The organism is Pseudomonas sp. CC11G, assembly GCF_056174845.1.
In genome coordinates this window covers 257,109-277,632 of record NZ_JBWBZC010000003.1, presented here as the reverse complement: position 1 = coordinate 277,632, position 20,524 = coordinate 257,109, and the positions used below count along the sequence as shown (strand labels likewise).

Annotated in this window: 16 protein-coding genes and 3 pseudogenes; 14 read left to right on the top strand and 5 right to left on the bottom strand. The window is 61.9% G+C overall.

The features are described 5' to 3' along the window. Positions 1–53: 53 nt before the first annotated feature. Positions 54–1,448: an argininosuccinate lyase gene (gene argH / locus AC0V2S_RS05885; RefSeq protein WP_475508913.1), complete on the bottom strand. Its 1,395-nt coding sequence runs from the start codon at positions 1,446–1,448 to the stop codon at positions 54–56. A gap of 261 nt (positions 1,449–1,709) precedes the next feature. Between argH and AC0V2S_RS05880 the strand changes: the two genes are divergently transcribed. From AC0V2S_RS05880 to rsd, 8 genes are all read left to right on the top strand, one after another. Further along, positions 1,710–2,786, top strand: a complete 1,077-nt coding sequence (locus AC0V2S_RS05880; protein WP_475508912.1) for a sensor histidine kinase — start codon at positions 1,710–1,712, stop codon at positions 2,784–2,786. Next, on the top strand, positions 2,783–3,529 hold the full coding sequence (locus AC0V2S_RS05875) for a LytR/AlgR family response regulator transcription factor (protein WP_108097982.1): 747 nt from the start codon (positions 2,783–2,785) through the stop codon (positions 3,527–3,529). Before AC0V2S_RS05880 ends, AC0V2S_RS05875 begins: the two co-directional genes overlap by 4 nt. A 115-nt stretch (positions 3,530–3,644) precedes the next feature. Further along, entirely contained in the window at positions 3,645–4,586 is a 942-nt protein-coding gene (gene hemC, locus AC0V2S_RS05870; protein WP_475508911.1) for a hydroxymethylbilane synthase, read from the top strand. Next, complete coding sequence (locus AC0V2S_RS05865; protein ID WP_475508910.1) at positions 4,583–5,356, top strand: uroporphyrinogen-III synthase; 774 nt, start codon at positions 4,583–4,585, stop codon at positions 5,354–5,356. Before hemC ends, AC0V2S_RS05865 begins: the two co-directional genes overlap by 4 nt. 16 nt (positions 5,357–5,372) lie before the next feature. Next, complete coding sequence (locus AC0V2S_RS05860) at positions 5,373–6,527, top strand: uroporphyrinogen-III C-methyltransferase (protein ID WP_475508909.1); 1,155 nt, start codon at positions 5,373–5,375, stop codon at positions 6,525–6,527. Next, the gene (locus AC0V2S_RS05855; RefSeq protein WP_475508908.1) at positions 6,524–7,765 is read left to right on the top strand and encodes a heme biosynthesis HemY N-terminal domain-containing protein; all 1,242 of its coding nucleotides are present in this window, start codon (positions 6,524–6,526) and stop codon (positions 7,763–7,765) included. Before AC0V2S_RS05860 ends, AC0V2S_RS05855 begins: the two co-directional genes overlap by 4 nt. 187 nt (positions 7,766–7,952) lie before the next feature. Next, a complete protein-coding gene (locus AC0V2S_RS05850) occupies positions 7,953–8,447 on the top strand; it encodes a disulfide bond formation protein B (protein ID WP_475508907.1) in 495 nt (164 codons plus the stop codon). A gap of 252 nt (positions 8,448–8,699) precedes the next feature. After that, entirely contained in the window at positions 8,700–9,173 is a 474-nt protein-coding gene (gene rsd / locus AC0V2S_RS05845) for a sigma D regulator (RefSeq protein WP_475508905.1), read from the top strand. 33 nt (positions 9,174–9,206) lie between these two features. Here rsd and AC0V2S_RS05840 read toward each other — a convergent pair. Further along, positions 9,207–9,849: pseudogene (locus AC0V2S_RS05840) on the bottom strand (FKBP-type peptidyl-prolyl cis-trans isomerase). Positions 9,850–9,963: 114 nt separating this feature from the next. Between AC0V2S_RS05840 and AC0V2S_RS05835 the strand changes: the two are divergent. Beyond that, on the top strand, positions 9,964–11,136 hold the full coding sequence (locus tag AC0V2S_RS05835) for an AlgP family protein (RefSeq protein ID WP_475508904.1): 1,173 nt from the start codon (positions 9,964–9,966) through the stop codon (positions 11,134–11,136). Here the strand turns inward: AC0V2S_RS05835 and AC0V2S_RS05830 are convergent. Next, positions 11,133–11,582, bottom strand: coding sequence for a TIGR02444 family protein (locus tag AC0V2S_RS05830; RefSeq protein WP_475508903.1), 450 nt, complete (start codon positions 11,580–11,582; stop codon positions 11,133–11,135). The two genes, AC0V2S_RS05835 and AC0V2S_RS05830, sit on opposite strands and share 4 nt — an antisense overlap. Before the next feature lie 50 nt (positions 11,583–11,632). On the opposite strand from AC0V2S_RS05830, the pseudogene AC0V2S_RS05825 reads away from it, so the two are divergent. The 5 genes and pseudogenes from AC0V2S_RS05825 (at position 11,633) to AC0V2S_RS05805 (ending at position 17,737) form a co-directional block, all read left to right on the top strand. Then, positions 11,633–13,542, top strand: a pseudogene (locus AC0V2S_RS05825) (ATP-binding cassette domain-containing protein). A gap of 46 nt (positions 13,543–13,588) precedes the next feature. After that, positions 13,589–14,356 (top strand): TerC family protein, encoded by a 768-nt coding sequence (locus tag AC0V2S_RS05820; RefSeq protein ID WP_475508902.1) that lies wholly within the window; start codon positions 13,589–13,591, stop codon positions 14,354–14,356. A 99-nt stretch (positions 14,357–14,455) separates the two neighbouring features. Then, a complete protein-coding gene (gene rhtB, locus AC0V2S_RS05815; RefSeq protein WP_475508901.1) occupies positions 14,456–15,088 on the top strand; it encodes a homoserine/homoserine lactone efflux protein in 633 nt (210 codons plus the stop codon). A 184-nt stretch (positions 15,089–15,272) separates the two neighbouring features. Then, a pseudogene (locus AC0V2S_RS05810) lies at positions 15,273–17,197 on the top strand (FTR1 family protein). Positions 17,198–17,275: 78 nt separating this feature from the next. Beyond that, the gene (locus AC0V2S_RS05805; protein WP_475508900.1) at positions 17,276–17,737 is read left to right on the top strand and encodes a YaiI/YqxD family protein; all 462 of its coding nucleotides are present in this window, start codon (positions 17,276–17,278) and stop codon (positions 17,735–17,737) included. Here AC0V2S_RS05805 and AC0V2S_RS05800 read toward each other — a convergent pair. Together AC0V2S_RS05800 and AC0V2S_RS05795 are read right to left on the bottom strand one after the other, a co-directional pair. Further along, positions 17,722–19,866 carry a putative bifunctional diguanylate cyclase/phosphodiesterase gene (locus AC0V2S_RS05800; RefSeq protein WP_475508899.1) on the bottom strand — a complete coding sequence of 715 codons (2,145 nt, stop codon included), beginning with the start codon at positions 19,864–19,866 and terminating at the stop codon, positions 17,722–17,724. The two genes, AC0V2S_RS05805 and AC0V2S_RS05800, sit on opposite strands and share 16 nt — an antisense overlap. A gap of 144 nt (positions 19,867–20,010) precedes the next feature. Next, the gene (locus AC0V2S_RS05795) at positions 20,011–20,481 is read right to left on the bottom strand and encodes a thioesterase family protein (RefSeq protein ID WP_475508898.1); all 471 of its coding nucleotides are present in this window, start codon (positions 20,479–20,481) and stop codon (positions 20,011–20,013) included. Positions 20,482–20,524 lie beyond the last annotated feature (43 nt).

Below are 20,524 nucleotides of genomic sequence, written 5' to 3'. Positions count from 1 at the left end.
ACGGACCGTAGGATGGGTAGAGGCATAGCCGAAACCCATCCTACGGTTGTGACTTAGCGGCTAGCCAGGAGTGCCTTACCGCGCACCACCGCAGCCCGCACCTGATTCGGCGCTGTGCCGCCGATATGGTCGCGGGCATTCACCGAGCCTTCCAGGGTCAGCACGGCGAACACGTCCTGATCGATCTGGTCGCTGAATTTACGCAGCTCTTCCAGGCTCATTTCCGCCAGGTCTTTGCCGGTTTCCACGCCGTACTTCACCGCATGCCCAACGATTTCGTGGCAGTCACGGAAAGGCAGGCCTTTGCGCACCAGGTAGTCGGCCAGGTCGGTCGCGGTGGAGAAACCACGCAGGGCGGCTTCGCGCATGATCGCGGTTTTTGGCTTGATCGCCGGCACCATGTCGGCAAAGGCGCGCAGGCTGTCACGCAGCGTGTCGGCGGCGTCGAACAGCGGCTCTTTGTCTTCCTGGTTGTCTTTGTTGTAGGCCAGCGGTTGGCCCTTCATCAACGTCAGCAAGCCCATCAGCGCGCCAAACACCCGGCCGGACTTGCCACGCACCAGTTCGGGTACGTCGGGGTTTTTCTTTTGCGGCATGATCGAGCTGCCGGTGCAGAAGCGGTCTGGCAGGTCGATGAATTGGAACTGCGCGCTGGTCCACAGCACCAGCTCTTCGGAGAAGCGCGACAGGTGCATCATCGCCAGCGAGGCAGCGGCGCAGAATTCGATGGCGAAGTCGCGGTCCGACACGCCGTCCAGCGAGTTGCCGCCCACGGCGTCAAAACCCAGCAACTGGGCGGTGACTTCACGCTGAATCGGGTAGGTGGTGCCGGCCAGCGCGGCCGAGCCTAGCGGCATGCGGTTGGTGCGCTTGCGGCAGTCAACCAGGCGCTCGTAGTCACGCGAGAGCATTTCGAACCAAGCCAGCAAGTGGTGGCCGAAGGTGACCGGCTGAGCGGTTTGCAGGTGGGTGAAGCCCGGCATGATGGTGCCGGCTTCGCGCTCGGCCTGCTCCAGCAAGCCCTGTTGCAGACGGGTGATTTCGCTGAGGATCAGGTCGATTTCGTCGCGCAGCCACAGGCGGATATCGGTGGCCACCTGATCGTTACGCGAGCGGCCGGTGTGCAGCTTTTTGCCGGTCACGCCGATGCGGTCGGTCAGACGCGCTTCGATGTTCATGTGCACGTCTTCCAGGTCCACACGCCAGTCGAAGGTGCCGGCTTCGATTTCGCCCTGAATCTGCTTCAGGCCGGTTTCGATTGCATCGCGCTCTTCATTGGTCAGTACGCCGACTTTGGCCAGCATGGTGGCGTGGGCGATGGAGCCCATGATGTCGTGGCGGTACAGGCGCTGGTCGAAGTTGACCGAGGCCGTGAAGCGGGCAACAAAGGCGTCGACAGGTTCGCTGAAGCGGCCGCCCCAGGATTGGTTGGTCTTTTCGGTGCTCATGGCAATGACTCGGCTGGTGCGCAAAACGGGCCGGCCACGGTGGGCGGCTGGCGTGGAAAATTGTGCCGATAATAGCAGGGTAAACAGCAAAATCGCCGTGACGCTTTGTCGAGCCGTTGCCCGCAATGCAGTCAGGACCGCGCCCGCGGCAATGTAGGACTGGTCACAGTTTTCGCTACGAGATGGCCATTTGCTGCTTTATTTAGTCCGTGCAGCGCCCGCCCGCTTGCTGCCGCGCATGCCGCCCCGGAAACTGTGCCGATGCGAATCGACTGGCTAAAACCGAAAAAAACCGCACCCGGCGAATTCTTTCTGCCTGAGCTGTGCCTGCCCGAAGCCTTGCTGGTGCTGGTGTTGCTCGCCGAGCTGCTGGTGCTGGTGCTGGTATTGGCCGAGCCCATGCAACCGGGTTTCAACTGGATCCGTCTGGCCCTCACCTCGCTGTTCGTGCAGTGGATCGTGCTGCTCTCGGCCGCCCTCATGTGCCGCTTTCGTCCCATGCTCGCGCGTTTGCCTGCGGCGCTGGCCGGGCTACTCTGTTGCCTGCTGGTGGTGGGGCTGACCCTGGGTTGCACGGCGATTGCCGACTACTACGATCTGGGCGGGCCCTTGCCGCGTATGGGTGAGGTGAATCTTTACCTGCGCCATGCACTGATAAGCCTGATCATGTCGGCGCTGCTGCTACGCTACTTCTATCTGCAGAGCCAATGGCGTCGGCAGCAGCAGGCGGAGTTGTCGGCCCGGATCGAATCGTTGCAGGCGCGGATCCGCCCGCACTTTCTGTTCAATAGCCTGAACAGCATTGCCAGCCTGGTGGTGATCGACCCGTACAAAGCCGAGCAGGCCGTACTGGATTTGTCCGACCTGTTTCGCGCCAGTCTGGCCAAGCCCGGCAGCCTGGTGCCGTGGAGCGAAGAGCTGGAGTTGAGCAAGCGCTATCTTTCGATCGAACAATATCGCCTTGGCGAGCGTCTACAGTTGGAGTGGCAGATCGATAACGTTCCGGCGGATCTGCCGATTCCGCAGCTGACATTGCAGCCATTGTTGGAGAACGCCTTGATCTACGGTATTCAGCCGCGCATCGAAGGGGGCGTGGTACGCATAGAAGCAGAGTATGAAAACGGGGTGTTCCAGCTGTGTGTCAGCAACCCCTATGAGGAGGGCAGTGAGCACAAACCCTCTCGTGGTACACATCAAGCGTTGGTGAATATAGATGCGCGTCTTGCGGCACTTTTTGGCCCAAGAGCGAGTCTCAGCGTGGATCGCCGTGACGGGCGCCACTTCACCTGTCTACGCTATCCTTGTGCGAGACTCACGCAGGAAGCCCGAGCAATATGAATGTCCTGATCGTCGACGATGAACCCCTAGCCCGCGAGCGCCTCAGCCGTATGGTCGGTGAGCTCGATGGTTACCGAGTGTTGGAGCCCAGTGCCAGCAATGGCGAAGAGGCGTTGACCCTGATCGATAGTCTTAAACCCGATGTGGTGTTGCTCGACATTCGCATGCCGGGTCTGGACGGCTTGCAGGTCGCCGCCAAACTCTGCGAGCGTGAAGCACCGCCAGCGGTGATTTTCTGCACCGCGCACGATGAATTTGCCATCGATGCGTTTCAGGTGAGCGCCGTGGGGTATCTGGTCAAACCGGTGCGCCCGGAAAGCCTGATCGAAGCCCTGAAAAAAGCCGAGCGGCCCAACCGCGTGCAGCTTGTCGCGTTGACGCGCCCGGCCGCCGAAAGCGGCAACGGCCCACGCACCCATATCAGCGCCCGTACCCGTAAAGGCATTGAACTGATTCCGCTGGATCAGGTGATCTATTTCATTGCCGACCACAAGTACGTGACCCTGCGCCACGAAGGCGGCGAAGTGTTGCTGGATGAACCGCTCAAGGCGCTGGAAGACGAATTCGGCGATCGCTTTGTGCGTATTCACCGCAACGCCCTGGTAGCCCGCGAGCGTATCGAGCGTTTGCAACGCACGCCGCTTGGGCATTTCCAGCTGTACCTCAAAGGCTTGAATGGCGATGCCCTGATCGTCAGCCGCCGCCATGTGGCCGGCGTGCGCAAGCTGATGAACAACCTCTGACGCCACCCGCCTAGCCGGTTGCCGCCTTGCTGCGGCAGCCGGTCACCCTGACGGCGGGTGCACCACCCGCGCGGCTGCCTTACTATGCGCGGGTTAATTCCGTTCGAGAGCCGTCATGTCGTCCCGCGAAATCCGCATCGCCACCCGCAAAAGTGCCCTGGCCCTCTGGCAGGCTGAATACGTCAAAGCCAGCTTGGAAGCGGCTCACCCTGGGCTGATCGTCAGTCTGGTGCCCATGGTCAGTCGCGGCGACAAACTGCTCGACTCGCCATTGTCGAAAATCGGCGGCAAAGGTCTGTTTGTTAAAGAACTGGAAACCGCGCTGCTGGAAAACGAAGCCGATATCGCCGTGCATTCGATGAAAGACGTGCCCATGGACTTCCCCGAAGGCCTGGGCCTGTTCTGCATCTGCGAGCGCGAAGACCCGCGCGACGCCTTCGTTTCCAACACCTACGAAAGCCTTGAAGCGCTGCCGCAAGGCGCGGTGGTCGGCACCTCCAGCCTGCGTCGCCAGACCCAGTTGCTGGCGCTGCGCCCCGACCTGCAAATCAACTTTCTGCGTGGCAACGTCAACACCCGCCTGGCCAAGCTGGATGCCGGCGAATACGACGCCATCATCCTCGCTGCCGCCGGTTTGATCCGCCTGGGTTTTGCCGAGCGCATTCGCTCGAGCATCAGTGTCATCGACAGCCTGCCGGCCGGTGGCCAGGGCGCGGTGGGCATTGAGTGCCGCAGCGCCGACCGTGAAATTCATGCGTTGCTTGAACCGCTGCATCACCACGAAACCGCCCTGCGGGTGATCGCCGAGCGCGCGTTGAACAAGCACCTCAACGGCGGCTGCCAAGTGCCCATCGCCTGCTACGCCGAGCTGCAAGGCGACCAACTCTGGCTGCGCGGCCTGGTAGGCCAGCCCGATGGCGGCCTGCTGCTGCGTGCCGAAGCCACCGGCTCGGTGAAAGATCCGCAAGCCCTTGGCGTGGGCGTTGCCGAAGACCTGTTGCGTCAAGGCGCGGCGGCCATTCTGCAAGCCGTTTACGGTGAGGCGAAGCCCGAGTGACGGGCTGGCGGTTGCTGCTGACGCGCCCGGCTGAAGAGTGTGCGGCGCTGGCCGCCACACTCGCCGAACAAGGCGTGTTCAGCAGCAGCCTGCCGCTGCTGGACATCCAGCCTCTTGGGGACTCCCCCGAACAGCACGACACCTTTCAGCACCTGAATCGTTACTGTGCGGTCATCGTGGTCAGCAAGCCAGCGGCCCGCCTCGGCGTGGCCTTGCTGCAACGCTACTGGCCGCAACTGCCGGCCAATCAACCTTGGTTCAGCGTGGGCGCGGCCACTGGGCAAATCCTGGCTGAACATGGCCTGCCGGTTAGTTACCCCGCTCAGGGCGACGACAGCGAAGCCTTACTCGCCTTGCCCGAGTTGCAGCAGGTTTTGCGCGCGAGCAACTCTCCCCGTGTTTTGATCCTGCGCGGCGAGGGTGGCCGCGAAGCCCTGGCGGACTGCTTGCGCGGCCAAGGTGCGGCGGTCGATTATCTGCCACTGTATCGCCGCCTGTTGCCGCAGTATGCGGTGGCGGCCTTGCCCGAGCGTGTTTACGCTGAACGCTTGAATGGTCTGGTGGTCAGCAGTGGGCAGGGTTTGCAACACCTGCTGGCGCTGGCCGGCAGCGAATGGCCGACATTGGCGCGGCTACCCTTGTTTGTACCGAGCCCGCGGGTTGCCCAATTGGCAGCTGCCGCCGGAGCTCTTGCGGTTGTGGACTGTCGTGGTGCGAGTGCCGCGGCGTTGCTGGCAGCGTTGCGGGACCATGCCCCCGCTGCCCTCTGATGCACAGGACGGATACGTGAGCGAAGCAACCTCCCCGAAAGATGACACGCAACCTGCGCTGACGGCGCCCCTTTCTCCCGAACCCAAACCGGTGCCTGCCAAGCGTGGTAACGGTCTGGCGGCGCTGGCGCTGCTGATCGGTGCTGCGGGTGTGGCCGTCGGTGGCTGGAGTGTGTGGCAGGTGCGCCTGTTGCAAGGTCAGGATCAACAACAACTGTCGGCACTTGAGCAAGCGCGCAGCCAAACCCAGTTACTGACCCAGCGCGAGCAGGGCCTGACGGATCGCGTGGCCGCGTTGCCCGACCCGCAGGAACTGGAAAGCCGCCGCCGCTTGCTGGCGCAGTTGCAGGGTGATCAACAACACCTCAGCGAGCGCGTGGAAAGCGTGCTGGGCGCCAGCCGCCAGGATTGGCGTCTGGCCGAAGCCGAGCACTTGTTGCGCCTGGCCGCGCTGCGTCTTTCCGCACTGCAGGATGTAGCCAGTGCTGCGGTGCTGGTGCAGGGCGCCGATGAAATTCTGCGCGACCAGGACGACTCTGCGTCCTATGCCGCCCGTGAACAACTAGCCAAAACCCTGGTGGCCCTGCGCAGCATTACCGCGCTGGATCGCACCGGCCTGTTTCTGCAATTGGGCGCCATGCGCGAACAAGCCGCCCAGCTCAGCACGCTGGTGCCGGCGTTCGGCAGCAAAGGCGAGCAATTCAATTTTGCCGCCGAGGGTGACGGGCAAGGTTGGTGGGCCGAGTGGCTGGAAAAACTCTCGCGTTATATCCGCATCGATTTCCATGCCGACCAGAACGTGAAGCCGCTGCTGGCTGGCCAAAGTCTGACGCAAGTTCGCCTCGCGCTGACCCTGGCCCTTGAGCAAGCGCAGTGGGCCGCGCTTAACGGCAAGCCCGAGGTGTACCGCCAGGCGATGAGCCAGGCGCGCAATGTGCTGGAAAGCTACTTCAACCCGGAGAACCCGGACAGCCGCGCCTTGCTCGCGCGTATCGACGAGTTGATTGGCCAGCCGGTGGCGGTCGCCATGCCGGATCTGACTCCGGCGACCGACGCTGTGCGCGCCTATGTACAGCGCCGGCAGAACGCTAGCCAGAAGCTGCAAGACGAAAAGAAAGCGCAGAGCGACCAGCCCGCGGCTGACGATGAGCTGGAGGAAGTCAGCCCATGAGACGTGTGCTGCTGGTTCTCCTGCTTCTAATTGCGCTCGCGGTGCTGATCGGCCTGGCAGTGGTCGAAGACCCTGGCTATGTGCTGATCGCCTATAAAAACTTCCGCTATGAATCGAGCCTGTGGGCGGCCCTGACGGTCATCGCAGTCGTGGCCTTGGCGGTGTATCTGGTGCGCTTGCTGCTGAGCCTGGTGTTCGTGTCCGGCGGGGTGGTCAACCCGTGGTCGCGTCGCAACCGCCAGCGCCGTGTGCAACTGTCCAGCGAGCAGGGTTTGCTCGATCTCGCCGAAGGACGCTGGGCGCGCGCCGTGCGCCATCTGCAGCGTGCCGCCGATGGTGACAAACAACCGCTGATTTATTACCTCGGTGCTGCTCGCGCCGCCAACGAACTGGGCGACTACGAGCAGAGCGACGGCTTTCTGGAAAAAGCCCTGGAGCGTCAGCCCCACGCCGAGCTGGCGATTGCCTTGGCCCATGCCGAATTGCAGCAAGCGCGCGGGCAAACCGAGGCCGCCCTGGAAACCTTGCAGGTGATGCGCGACCGCCATCCGCACCATCGCCAGGTGCTCAAGCATTTGCAGCAGGTGCATCAACAACGCGGTGATTGGCCAGCCGTGATCGCACTATTGCCGGACCTGCGCAAAGACAAAGTGCTAGGCGATGCGGAGCTCAGTACGCTCGAACAGCAAGCCTGGAGTGCACGCCTGGCAAGCGCCGCCAGCGATGGCCTGAACAACGGCGAGATCGCCTTGCAGCCACTGACGCAGGCCTGGCAACACCTGTCCAAAAGTCAGCGCAGCGAGCCGCAGTTGGTGGCCGTTTATGCCGAGCAATTGCGTGTGCTGGGTGCGCCGGAAGAAGCCGAAGAGGTGCTGCGTGCGGCCATTGCGCGGCAGTACGACAGCCGTCTGGTGGAGCTGTATGGCGTGGTGCGCGGGCGTGATGCGGCCAAGCAATTGCAAACCGCCGAAGGCTGGTTGAAGGCCAACCCGACAGACCCTGTGCTCCTGCTCTGCCTGGGCCGTCTGTGCTTGCAGAATCATCTGTGGGGCAAAGCGCGTGAGTACTTCGAAAGCAGCCTGAGCTTTGCCCGTCATCCGCAAGCGTGCGCTGAACTGGCGCGCTTGCTGGCGCAACAGGGCGAGGTGAAGCGCAGCAATGAGTTGTTCCAGGAAGGCTTGAGTTTGCTGGATCAGCGCTTGCCCGAGTTGCCATTGCCTGAAAACGCCGGCGCCTGAGCGCGCGGCGTTTTGTCCCGTTTGTAACCTGCCCGATCTCCTCCAGCTGCCGTGCGTTCTGCGTTGCGGCGGGTGGGGAGCGGATACGCGGTAGCAAAAGGCCGATGGCCACTGCCTGGCGCTGGCTTGTAAGCGGCAGGAGCTTTGCTCTAACGTACCGCCTTTCTTTGCCTCCTCCGGAGTTGTCATGTCGCTGGCCAGCCCGCGTTCATTGTTCTTCCTAGCCTTCCTTGCCTGCGTCGCCATGATGGGCGGCGCGTTGTACCTCGAGCACGTGGTCGGCCTGGAGCCTTGCCCGCTGTGCATCGTGCAGCGCTTGTGTGTAATTGCCTTTGGTGTGTTCTCGCTGCTGGCGGCACTGCACAACCCCGCGCGCGGTGGTCGTAGGGTGTACTCGGCGCTTACCTTCCTGTCGGCTGCTGCCGGCGGTGCCGCGGCGGTGCGGCAGATCTGGTTGCAGAACACCCCGCCTGATCCGATGGCCTCCTGCATGCCGACCAATTTCGATTACATGCTGCAAGCGCTGCCCTTCGAAAAGTTCGTGGCGTGGGTGCTCCACGGCACCGCCGATTGCGCCGAAGTTACCTGGACACTGTTCGGCATGAGCCTGGCCGAATGGTGCCTGCTGGCCTTTATCGGCATGGTCATTTTCTCGATCTACCAGTTCCTGCGTCGCGCCTGAGCCTTCCTCTGCGGCGGCTCAAGGCCGCCGTATTCCCCGGCCCGGGCAATTGCTCAGGCCAAGCCGCATGCGGCATTCAGATCAAACGCTCGTATGAAACTTTCTCTCGGGGCGCCTTGTGGGCGTCGACGGGCGGGCATAATCTGGCCATCACAAAGCGTCGGTAAAATGCCGTTGTGAAGCACCGGATGACAAAAAACCGTCTCGGAGCAGACGTATAACAGCATTACGATCAAGGGGAGTGAAGTCATCATGCTCGAGAGCTGTCAGAACGCCCAAGAACGCTGGGGTGGGGTGCATCTGTTAATCGACCGTTGGCTGAAAGAACGCCACGAACTGGTGCTCAGTTTCGATGTACTGCATGACCAGGACGCTGCGCTGGCCGCCAATGAGCAGGCCCTGCAACGCTTCTGCGAAGTGCTGGTGGATTACGTATCCGCTGGCCACTTCGAGGTCTACGAACAACTCACCAATGAAGCCAAAGCGTTCGGTGACGAGCGTGGGCTGGAGTTGGCCAAGCAGATCTACCCACGCATTGAAGCCATCACCGAAGTGGCGCTGGCATTCAATGATCGTTGCGACAAAGGTGATTGCAGTGACGCCGCCGCCGTGGCTGCCGAATTGAAACGTCTGGGGCAGATGCTCCATGAACGTTTCGAGTTGGAAGACTGCCTGATCGAAGTGCTGCACAACGCCCATCAGCAGCAGACCGCGCCCGCCGTCTGAGTCGTACTGCTAACACCACGAATTGGCCGCTGCTCAGTCGGCGGCCTCAAGCAATTCCAATTCAAATACCAAGGGTGAGTAGGGCGGAATCAAGTCGCCGGCGCCCTCGCTGCCATACGCCTGAGCCGATGGAATCACCAGTCGCCATTTGCTGCCCACCGGCATTTCCTGCAACGCAATTCGCCAACCGGCAATCACGCTATCGAGCTTGAACCACACCGGTTGAGTGCTCTCGTCGAACACGCCGCCATCGGCAAAACGCCCCACGTATTCACTCGTACCCGGCCCTTGGCAGTCGGCTTTTGCCTTGGCCATGCACCAGTTCGCTGTACAGCACGCCACCGGGTAGTTGGTGAACGCCGGCCTTGGCTTTTTCGTTGACCATAAAACGCGTCTCGGCTTGCACGGCTTGTTGGTCCTCAACAGGGGCGGCGGCGAGCTTGGCTTCGTGGTCTGCCAGCAGTTGTTCCATGCGCTTGGCATCAAGCTGCAAGGGCTCGCCGCGATAGGCTTGGCGTAGACCATCGAGCAGTGCTTGCAGTTGCAGATCGGGCACTTCTTCACGCAGGCGCTGGCCCAGTTTTACCCCAAGGCTGTAGGCCAGGTCGTGCTGATTTTCTTCCGCGTGGACGGGAGCAATAAGCAGGAAAAAAACCAAAAAAAGACAGCGCGACATGGACGTTCTCCGAACGATAAGTGCGGCGATTATGCCAGCCTTGATTGCAGAACTGGCGAGCGGCGAAACACCCGGCTAGTATGGGCCGCACCAACGTTCGCCAGGAGGCGCGTCATGTCGGCCAATAAGAAATCGGTAACTACTCCTTTGCATCTGCTGCAGCAGCTTTCCCAAAGCCTGCTGGATCATCTTGAAAGTGCTTGTTCCCAGGCTTTGGTCGACGCTGAAAAGCTGCTCGCCAAACTGGAAAAACAACGCGGTAAAGCCCAGGAAAAACTGCACGACGCACGCAGCTTGCTGCAGGCGGCCGCCACTGCTGGCAAGAACAAGGCACAAGCCAAAGCCAAGAAGGCTGTAGGCGAATTGGAAACCTTGCTCGACACCCTCAAAGCCAGCCAGGCCGAGACCCGCAACTACATCGTGCAACTCAAGCGCGACGCCCAGGAAAGCCTGAAATTGGCCCAGGGTGTTGGCAAGGTAAAAGAGTCGGTCGTGAAGACGCTGGCCGCTCGCACCGCTGCACCGAAACCGGTTGCCGCCAAACCAGCTGCCAAAGCGCCGGCGAAAGCTGCTGCTAAGCCAGCGGCTAAACCAGCTGCCAAGGCACCGGCAAAAGCCGCTGCAAAACCAGCCGCCAAACCCGCTGCAAAACCAGCCGCCAAACCCGCTGCAAAAGCACCCGCCAAAGCGGCAGCCAAGCCAGCCGCTAAGCCGGCAGTCAAACCAGCTGCTGCCAAAGCACCGGCAAAAGTTGTCGCCAAGCCAGCGGCTAAAACCGCTGCCAAAGCACCAGTAAAAGCCGCCGCCAAACCCGTTGCTAAAGCACCGGCGAAAGTCGCTGCAAAACCAGCGGCCAAGGCCCCTGCAAAACCGGCCGCCAAGCCTGCAGCAAAACCCGCTGCAAAAGCTGCCGCCAAGCCAGCCGCTAAACCAGCAGCCAAACCTGCTGCTGCCAAAGCGCCAGCAAAAGTCGCGGCCAAGCCCGCGGCTAAACCTGTTGCCAAGCCAGCGGCAAAACCAGCGGTGAAAGCAGCTGCCAAGCCTGCCGCTAAACCCGCAGTGAAAGCACCGGCCAAACCGGCTGCAGCGAAACCTGCTGGCGCTGCGAAACCCGCGGCTAAACCTGTCGCCAAGCCGGCCGCCAAACCTGCTGCTAAACCAGCAGTCGCTGCCAAGCCTGCTGTGCCAGCAAAACCGGCCGCCGCCCCGGCTCCGGTAGCTGCGCCTGCAGCACCGGCCGCAGCAGCACCTGTCACCAATGGCAGCGGCGTACCTAGCGCTTCCTAAGTGTGAGTGATCGCGGCGCGCAGCACTTGCAGCGCGTCGGGGTCATGCTGGCCCGCCACGGCGGTCAACCAGTCCCCTTCTGCTTCACCCTTCAGCCAATTGGCCGCCTCCCTCTGCATGCGCGCCAGCAGCTGTTGCTCCGCTTGTAACTCCAACGCCTTGATCTCTTCGCGCAATCTGCGCAGCGCTTCGTCGTGGCCGGCTGCTTCACGCCAGCTCTGACGCAATTGGCGCAGCGGCGTTATCACCTCGCGCTGCCAAGGCTCGGCCAGCTCGCCAAGCGCCGCGACCCGTGCCGGCGTACACGCCACCCCGCGCTGTTGCAGCCAGACGCCGGCCAATAACAGGCATACATCCGCGCCTTGCTGCTGCAAATGCAGGCAGGCGGCCTCGATGCCGGGTTGGGCATACAAGGTCTTGGCGAAACTCCACAGGTCAGAGGGCATGGTGCTTTCCAGGCGATGTGCGAACGAAGCTGGTAGACTCCGCCGCCATTATGATTCGACTACAAAACCTCACTCTACAGCGTGGCCCGCAGCGTTTGTTGGAAGACGCCGAGCTCACCCTGCACGCCGGTCACAAAGCCGGCCTTATCGGTGCCAACGGCGCCGGCAAATCCAGCCTGTTCGCCTTGCTGCGCGGTGAGCTGACGCCCGACTCCGGCGACTGCTTCCTGCCTGCCGATTGGCGAATCGCCCATATGCGCCAGGAGGTCGACGAGGTCGACCGAATCGCCGTGGACTACGTGCTCGATGGTGATGTGCGCCTGCGCCAGGTGCAACACGACCTGGCCGCTGCCGAAGCGGCCCATGACGGCGCCGCCCAAGCGCGCCTGCATGCCGAACTGGATTCCGCCGACGGTTACACCGCCGATGCCCGTGCACGCAAATTGCTCGCCGGTCTGGGCTTTAGCAACGAACAGATGGACCGTTCGGTCGGCAGCTTTTCCGGTGGCTGGCGCATGCGTTTGAACCTCGCGCAGGCGCTGATGTGCCCGTCCGATTTGCTGCTGCTCGACGAACCCACCAACCACCTGGATCTCGATGCGATCCTGTGGCTTGAAGAGTGGCTGAAAAACTACCCCGGCACCATGCTACTGATTTCCCACGACCGCGATTTTCTCGATGCCGTGGTCGACCACGTGGCCCACGTCGATCAGCGCAAGCTGGTGCTGTATCGCGGCGGCTACACCGCGTTCGAGCGCGCCCGTGCCGAGCGCCTGGCGCAGCAGCAACAGGCCTACGAGAAGCAGCAAGCGCAGCGCGCGCACATGGAAAAATACATCGCCCGCTTTAAAGCGCAGGCGACCAAGGCGCGTCAGGCGCAAAGCCGAATCAAGGCCCTGGAGCGGATGGAAGAGTTGTCCGCCGCTCACGTCGATTCGCCCTTCGACTTCACCTTCCGCGAAGCCGACAAGATTTCCAGCCCGCTGCTAAACCTTTCCGATGGCCGTCTCGGCTATGGCGAAAAAGTGATTCTGGAAAAGGCCAAGCTCGGCCTGGTGCCGGGTGCGCGTATCGGTTTACTCGGCCCCAACGGCGCGGGTAAGTCCACCTTGATCAAAACCCTGGTGGGCGAATTGCCGGTGATTGGTGGCCGGCTGGTGCGCGGCGAAAACCTGGTGGTGGGCTACTTCGCTCAGCATCAGCTCGACTCGCTGGATAACAAAGCCAGCCCGTTGCTGCACTTTCAACGTATTGCGCCGGGCGAGCGCGAACAAACCCTGCGGGATTTTCTCGGCGGTTTCGACTTCCGTGGCCCGCGCTGCGACGAGCCGGTGCTGAATTTTTCCGGCGGCGAAAAAGCGCGTCTGGCCCTGGCGCTGATCGCCTGGGAAAAACCTAACCTGCTGCTGCTCGACGAACCGACCAACCACCTCGACCTGGAAATGCGCCTGGCGCTGACCATGGCGTTGCAGGAATTCGAAGGCGCCGTGGTGGTGGTTTCCCACGATCGCCACTTGCTCAAAAGCACGACCGACGAATTTCTGTTGGTGGCTGAAGGGCGCATTCAGGAATTCGACGGCGATCTGGACGACTATGCTCGTTGGTTAGTCGACTACCGCGCACGCCAAGCTCCAGTTAGCAGCAGTGCGCCGGCCGCCGACAAAACCGACAAGCGTGCCCAGCGCCAGGCCGCCGCGGCTTTGCGCCAACAGTTGGCACCGCATAAGCGCGAAGCGGAAAAGCTGGAAAAGGAATTGGGTCAGCTGCACGAAAAGCTGGCGAAGGTGCAAGAGCGACTCGGCGATGCGGCGATTTATGAAACATCACGTAAAGACGAATTACGCGATCTTCTTGCCGAACAAGCCAAATGAAGGCCCGCGAAGGCGAGCTGGAAGAGGCCTGGATGCTGGCGCTGGAACACCTGGAAAGCCTCGAGCAACAACTGGCCCAGGTCGACTAAGGCAAAGAACCTCGCGGGTTCTACTTATCCCTTTTGAGGCAACACTATGGAATGGCTAATGAGTCCAGAGATCTGGATCGCATTTGCGACCCTGACCGCTTTGGAAATCGTCCTTGGCATCGACAACATCATCTTCATCTCGATTCTGGTCAGCCGTCTGCCCATCGAGCAGCAACCCAAAGCGCGTTTCTTCGGCCTGGCCCTGGCCATGGGCACGCGGATTCTGCTGTTGCTGTCGATCACCTGGGTGATGCGCCTGACGGCGGATCTGTTCACCGTGTTCGACCAAGGCATCTCCGGGCGTGACCTGATCCTGTTTTTCGGTGGCCTGTTCCTGCTGTTCAAGAGCACCGCCGAGATCTACCACGGCCTGGAAGGCGCGGAAGAGGAAGCCAAGGCCGGCGGCAAGGTGTATGGCTTTATGGGGATCATCACGCAGATCGCCATTATCGACATCATCTTCTCCCTCGACTCGGTGATTACCGCCGTGGGCCTGGTGCAACACGTGCCGGTGATGATCGCGGCCATCGTGATTTCGGTCGGCGTAATGATGCTGGCGGCCAGCACCATCAGCGAATACATCGACAAGCACCCGTCGCTGAAGATGCTCGCCCTGTCGTTCCTGATCGTGGTCGGTACCGTGCTGATCGCCGAAGCCTTCGAAGTGCATGTGCCTAAGGGCTATGTCTACTTCGCCATGGCGTTCTCGCTGGCGGTGGAAGCCATCAACATCAAGATGCGCACCTCCCGAGCTCGGGCGGCGAACAAGGATCTCGATCCGGTGCATTTGCGCAAAAACAGCCCGGACGCCTAAGCGGCTTCTGTGCTCCTTAACTGTGTGGTGACTGTGCTAGTCAGTCGCCACACAGCGCGTTAACGTAAGCGCCTTCCCACATTTCTGAGGTTCGCAGCCATGCTGCTGGAAACTTGGCTGGCGTTTTTCGTTGCCTGTTGGCTTATCAGTCTTTCTCCCGGTGCAGGCGCCATCGCCTCGATGTCGGCTGGGCTGCAATACGGGTTCTGGCGCGGTTACTGGAATGCCCTGGGCTTGCAACTCGGGCTGGCATTGCAGATCGCCATTGTCGCCGCCGGCGTCGGCGCGATTCTCTCGGCTTCCGAATTGGCCTTCAGCCTGATCAAGTGGTTCGGTGTGTTCTACCTGGTGTTTCTGGGCATCAAGCAATGGCGCGCGTTGCCTAGTGACTTGGCCGATGACGCCGCTGTGCGTCCGATCGGTCGGCCGCTAAGCCTGGTGTTTCGCGGCTTTCTGGTGAACGTCAGCAACCCCAAGGCCGTGGTCTTTATGCTCGCGGTGCTGCCGCAGTTTATTGACCCGAAAGCGCCGCAGTTGATGCAGTACCTGACCATGGGCGTCACCATGATCACCGTCGATTTGATCGTGATGGCGGGCTATACCGGGCTGGCATCCAAGGTGCTGCGACTGCTGCGTACCCCGCGTCAGCAGCGGATCATGAACCGCACCTTCGGCGGTCTATTTATCGGCGCGGCTGGTTTGCTGGCCAGCGTCCGCCGGGCGGTTAGCTGATTCAATTAGTCGCACTTCGTGATTTATAACGGCGTGATCGGCTCTGATCGCGCCGTTTTCTTTTCCGTTTCTCGCCATTTTTTCACTCTTCCCGGGCTTGGCTTTGGGAAAAGCTTTGTTACAAGGCTTGAGTGAGAACGTTAGGAAGGTAACAATGTCTTCCATTCTTATTTGGGATGGAATCATGTTTGCCTCTCCCCGCCTGTTGTTGTGCCTCCTTTCGCTGTTGTCCGTTTTAAGCCTCAACGCATTCGCTGACCCGGTGGAAGGAACCGCCCAAGCCATTCATTTGCTCGACTACATCGGCGCCGATTACGCCGATTCGGTAAATGCAGGCCAGGTGATTGATGGCGACCGCTATCAGAAACAACTCGATGCCCTGACCACCCTGCAAGGCCTGATTGTGGCGCTGCCGGCCCGTGCCCAGCGCGGCGATATCGAGCAGGGCGTAAGTGGGCTGCACGATGCCATCGCTCAACGCCAGGACGCTGCCGTCGTTGCCCGCCAGGCGCGGCAGGTCAGCGCGCAAGTGGCCGCTGCCTATGAAGTCAGCCAAGCCCCGGTGATTACCCCGGACCCTACCCGCGGCGCCCCGATTTACGCGCAGCAATGTGCGGTCTGCCACGGTGATGCCGGCCTCGGCGATGGCCCTGCGGGTATCGGCCTGGAGCCCGCGCCGTCTAACCTGACGGACGCCAAACGCCTCGGCCGCCTGAGCCTGTACGACCTGTACAGCACCACCACCCTGGGCGTGGAAGGCACCGATATGCCGGCCTTCGCCGACCAGCTGGACGAGCGTCAGCGTTGGGACCTGGCCGTGTATATCGCCGGCCTCAGCGCTCCAGCGGCTGCCGCCGCACCGGCGCCGGCCGATGGCGCCAAGCCCAAGGTGTTCGACCTCGCCGAACTGGCGCGCCAGACCCCGACGAAATCGCCGTCAGCCAAGGGGAGCCGGCCGCTACGCTGTTCCGCAGCCAGCGCGCCCAGCCGCCGGTAGTGCAGCGCGGTCCGCAACAGCTGCTCGACTACACCAGCGTCACCCTGGACAAGAGCCTCGCGGCTTACGGCAGTGGCGACCACGACCAGGCCTACGACCTGTCGGTAGCCGCTTACCTCGAAGGCTTCGAGCTGGTGGAAAGCTCGCTGGACAACGTCGACGCGCAAGTGCGTAAAGACACCGAAAAAGCCCTGATGGCCTACCGCCAATCGCTGCAGGACGGTCTGCCGCTTGCGCAAGCCAAGGAGAAGCTGGACTTCGCCAAAGGCAAATTGGCCGAGTCCGCCAAGCTGCTGGGTAGTGACGGCCTGAGCCAGTCGCTGAGCTTTATTTCGGCGCTGTTGATTCTGCTGCGTGAAGGTCTGGAAGCGATTCTGGTACTGGCCGCGATTCTGGCGTTCCTGCGCAATACCGGCCAACAGTCGGCCGAGCGCAGCGTGCACATCGGCTGGGGCCTGGCCATGCTCGCCGGCGGTTTCACGTGGGCCGCGGCGGCGTATCTTTTCGACGTCAGCGGTGCTCAGCGCGAATTGCTCGAAGGCTGCACCGCCCTGTTCGCTGCCGTGATGGTGCTGTGGCTTGGGGTGTGGATGCACGACCGCCGCCACGCAGCTGCCTGGCAGGACTACATCAAAAGCAGTCTGGTGGGCGGCGGTGGCCGTTTCGGTTTCGCGATGCTGGCGTTCTTCTCGGTATACCGCGAACTGTTCGAAGTCATCCTGTTCTACGAAACCCTCTGGCTGCAGGCTGGCCCGGCGGGTCACAGCGCAGTACTGGCTGGTGGCGCCACCGCCTGCGTACTGTTGGTGGGCCTGGCCTGGGTAATTCTGCGCGGTTCTGCCAAGTTGCCGCTGGGCATCTTCTTCGGCATCAACGCCGCGCTGCTCTGCGCCCTGTCGGTGGTATTCGCCGGTCACGGCGTCAAGGCGCTGCAAGAGGCGGGCGTGTTCGGTACTCACCCGGTGCCGTTCATTGAGTTCGAGTGGCTGGGCGTGCATGCCGACCTCTACTCGTTGTCAGCACAGGCCGTGGCGCTTATCGCTATCGCGATTCTGTATGGCCGCAGTGCCGTGACGGCACGCGCGCGTCAGCAGGCACCAAGCGCCCAGTAACAGCCGGCGCTAGGCAAACGGGCGAGCAGTGTCACACTGCTCGCCCGTTTTTGTTTTCACGTATGGAGGAGTGCGCCGATGCGCGTATGGATTGATGCCGACGCCTGCCCCAAAGCGGCCAAGGATCAGGTGGTGAAGTTCGCCTTGAAGCGTCAGTTCGAGGTGCTGCTGGTGGCCGGGCAAAGCCAGACCAAGCCGGCCTTCGCCTGCGTGCGCCTGATCGTGGTGCCCAGTGGCCCGGATGCTGCCGATGATTACCTGGTGGAACACGCCGTGCCCGGCGAACTGGTTATTTGCAGCGACGTGCCGCTAGCCGATCGCCTGGTGAAAAAAGGCGTGGCGGCGCTGGACCCACGCGGCCGTGAGTTCGATGCGGGCAACATGGGCGAGCGTCTGGCGGTGCGTAATCTGTTTACCGACTTGCGTGAGCAAGGCCAGGTCGGCGGCGGCCAGGGGCCTTATGGCGAGCGGGACAAGCAGGCGTTTGCCAATGCGCTGGACCGCATTCTCACCCGCCTGGCCCGTCAGGCGGTGAGCTGAGGCGAGGCTTCCACCGGCGACGCCAGCCAGGCCAGCAAGGCGTCCAGCGCCAGCGGGCGGCTGAACAAGTAGCCCTGAATCAGATCGCAGTCGTTGGCGCGCAAAAACTCCAGCTGCTCGACGGACTCAACCCCTTCGGCCATCACCATCAGTTGCAGCTTGTGCGCCATGGCGATGATCGCCGAGGTGATCGCCATGTCGTTGGGTTCGGCGGGAATGTCGCGGATAAACGAGCGGTCAACCTTCAGGCTGTTGACCGGCAACTTGCGCAGGTAGGCCAGCGACGAATAACCGCTGCCGAAGTCGTCGATGGAAATCCGCACGCCCAGGCGGCGAATCTCTTCGAGAATTTCCACCGCCGTATTGAGGTTGTTCATCAGCGCGTTCTCGGTGACTTCCATCACCAGCCCCGCCGAATCCATGCCAGTGCGCAGCAGAATCTGTTCGATGGCCGCAGGCAACGCACGGTTGGAGAGGTTCAGCGCCGAGCAGTTGAACGCCACGCGCAGCTCCGGGTAGCCGGCCTTGCGCAGGGTCATCAGGTCGCGGCAGGCGCGCTCGGCCACCCACAAATCCAGCTCAACGATAAACCCATGTTGCTCGGCCAGCGGTGCAAACACTTCCGGGCTCACGGCGCCGCGTTGCGGGTGGTTCCAGCGCGCCAGTGCCTCCAGGCTGATGATCTGGCCCGTCTGGCAGGACACGATGGGCTGGTAATGCACATGCAGCCCTTCCTCGTTGAGCGCGCGGCGCAGGTCCTGCTCCAGCGTCAGGTCCATATGGGCGCGGTGTTCCAGGTCCGGGCTGAAGCGCAGGCTGCGGTTGCGGCCATTTTGCTTGCAGTAACCCACCGCCAGACCGGCGTGTTTGAAGAGGGCGTCGTAGTCGCTGCTGTCTTGCGGGAAGACGGCGAGGCCGATGCTGGCGGTTTGCGTGATCTGGCCACAGGACAAATTGAACGGCGTTTGCAGCTGATCGACGATGCGGCTGGCCAGTTGTTCGGCCTGGTAGCTGTGTTCGACCTTGGCCAGCACACAAAACTCGTCGCCAGAGAAACGCGCCAATACGTCCTCGCCACCGAGTGCTGAGCGTATGCGCTGGGCCACCAGTTGCAGCAGGTGGTCACCGCTGGCGTGGCCGAGGCTGTCGTTGATGCGCTTGAAGTTGTCCAGGTCGATAAACAGCAAGGCCCAGCGCTGCTGCGGGTCGACGGCGCTCAGCGCTCGTGTGGCCAGTTGGGTGAAGGCGCGGCCGTTGAAGAGGTTGGTCAGCGGGTCGTACTGGGTCATCACGTTCAGTTGTTGCGCAACCCGGCGCAACTTGGCGTGCTGCTCGCGCAGGCGCTGGTCGGCCCAGCTGGCGCCAATGCCGGCGACGATGATGATCAGCGCGATCAGGCCAATCGAGATGGCCAGCACGCCTTGTTCGCTGCTTTCTGCGACTGGCTGCAGCACTTGCGCGTAAAGGTCGGTCGGCACGGCCAGGGTCATGGCGGCCATGCCAGTGAAGTGCATGGAGGCAATCGCCCCGCCCATCACCAGGCTGGCCAGCACGCGCAGCCAGTGCGCGCGCTCGCCGGTTTTGCCGCGGAAGTAGAACGCCAGCACCACGGCGGCCAATGAGGCGCCGATGGCGATCAGTACCGAAACGGTGAAAAGCGTGGGGTCGTAATATTGCGTGGCGGCCGACTCGATGGCGGCCATGCCGCTGTAATGCATGGTGGCGATGCCGACTCCGGCCGTCACGGCGGCGGCCAGGTACTGCCAGGCCACCAGGCGCTTGCGACTGATCACCCACATCACGGCATACGACACGCTGATGGCGATCAGCAGGGAAAGCAGGGTGATCTTGAAGTTGTAGCCAATAGGCAGCGGCGCGCTGAACGACAGCATCGCAATAAAATGCATCGACCAGATGCCACCACCCAGGGCAAAGGCGCCAATCCATCGCCACAGCTCACGGCCGCCGACGGTGTGGCTGCTGCTGACGCGGTTGGCCATGGCCAGCGCGGTAAAACCGGCGGCACTGGCGACCAGGTAGGCGAGAAACACCAGACTGGGATCATGCCGGCAATCGAGGATTACCGTCTGGTTGGCCGGCATGTCAGCCATGAAGTGCAGCAGTGACATCACGAACTCCAACCCCAAAAACGACGCTTAACAGTCAACAATGATGGCTCTTTGCCATTTCCGGCATCTTAAAGGGCGCCGCTGGCCAAGGCTATGCTTTTGGTCGCCTTACGCCAAACCCGTTCTTGAGCGTTGGCTTAACCTTTAACCGCACAGGTAGGTGCCTGTGCCGACGGCCACCAGTGTGCCGTCATCGGCATGCAGCTCCGAGCGTACCACTGCCACTTTATTGCCAGAGCGTAGCAAAACCGCCTTGGCGACGAAGTGCTGGCCGCGCCCTGGGCGCAGATAGTCCACGCGCAGGTCGATGGTGCCGAGCTTCGAAAGCCGCGCCATGCGCTCGCCGCTGCTCAGGTTCTGGTGCCGTTCAAATGCGCCGATCAGAGCCATGGCGCCGCCGGTGACGTCCAGTAACGCCGAAATCACCCCGCCATGCAGGATGCCGTGCACGAAATTACCCACCAGCCCCGGTTGCATCGGCAGCGACATCAGCACTTGCTCGGTGGATAACTCGTCGATGCGGATCCCCAGCATCTGATTGAACGGGATGCGCTCAAAGAAACCCTGTACCGCCTGTTTCAGCTCGGGGGTGAGTTCGAAGGTGGGCTCGGACATGGGTGAAGTCGCTCCAAAGGAAGGACTCTAGCCTGCCGCAAGG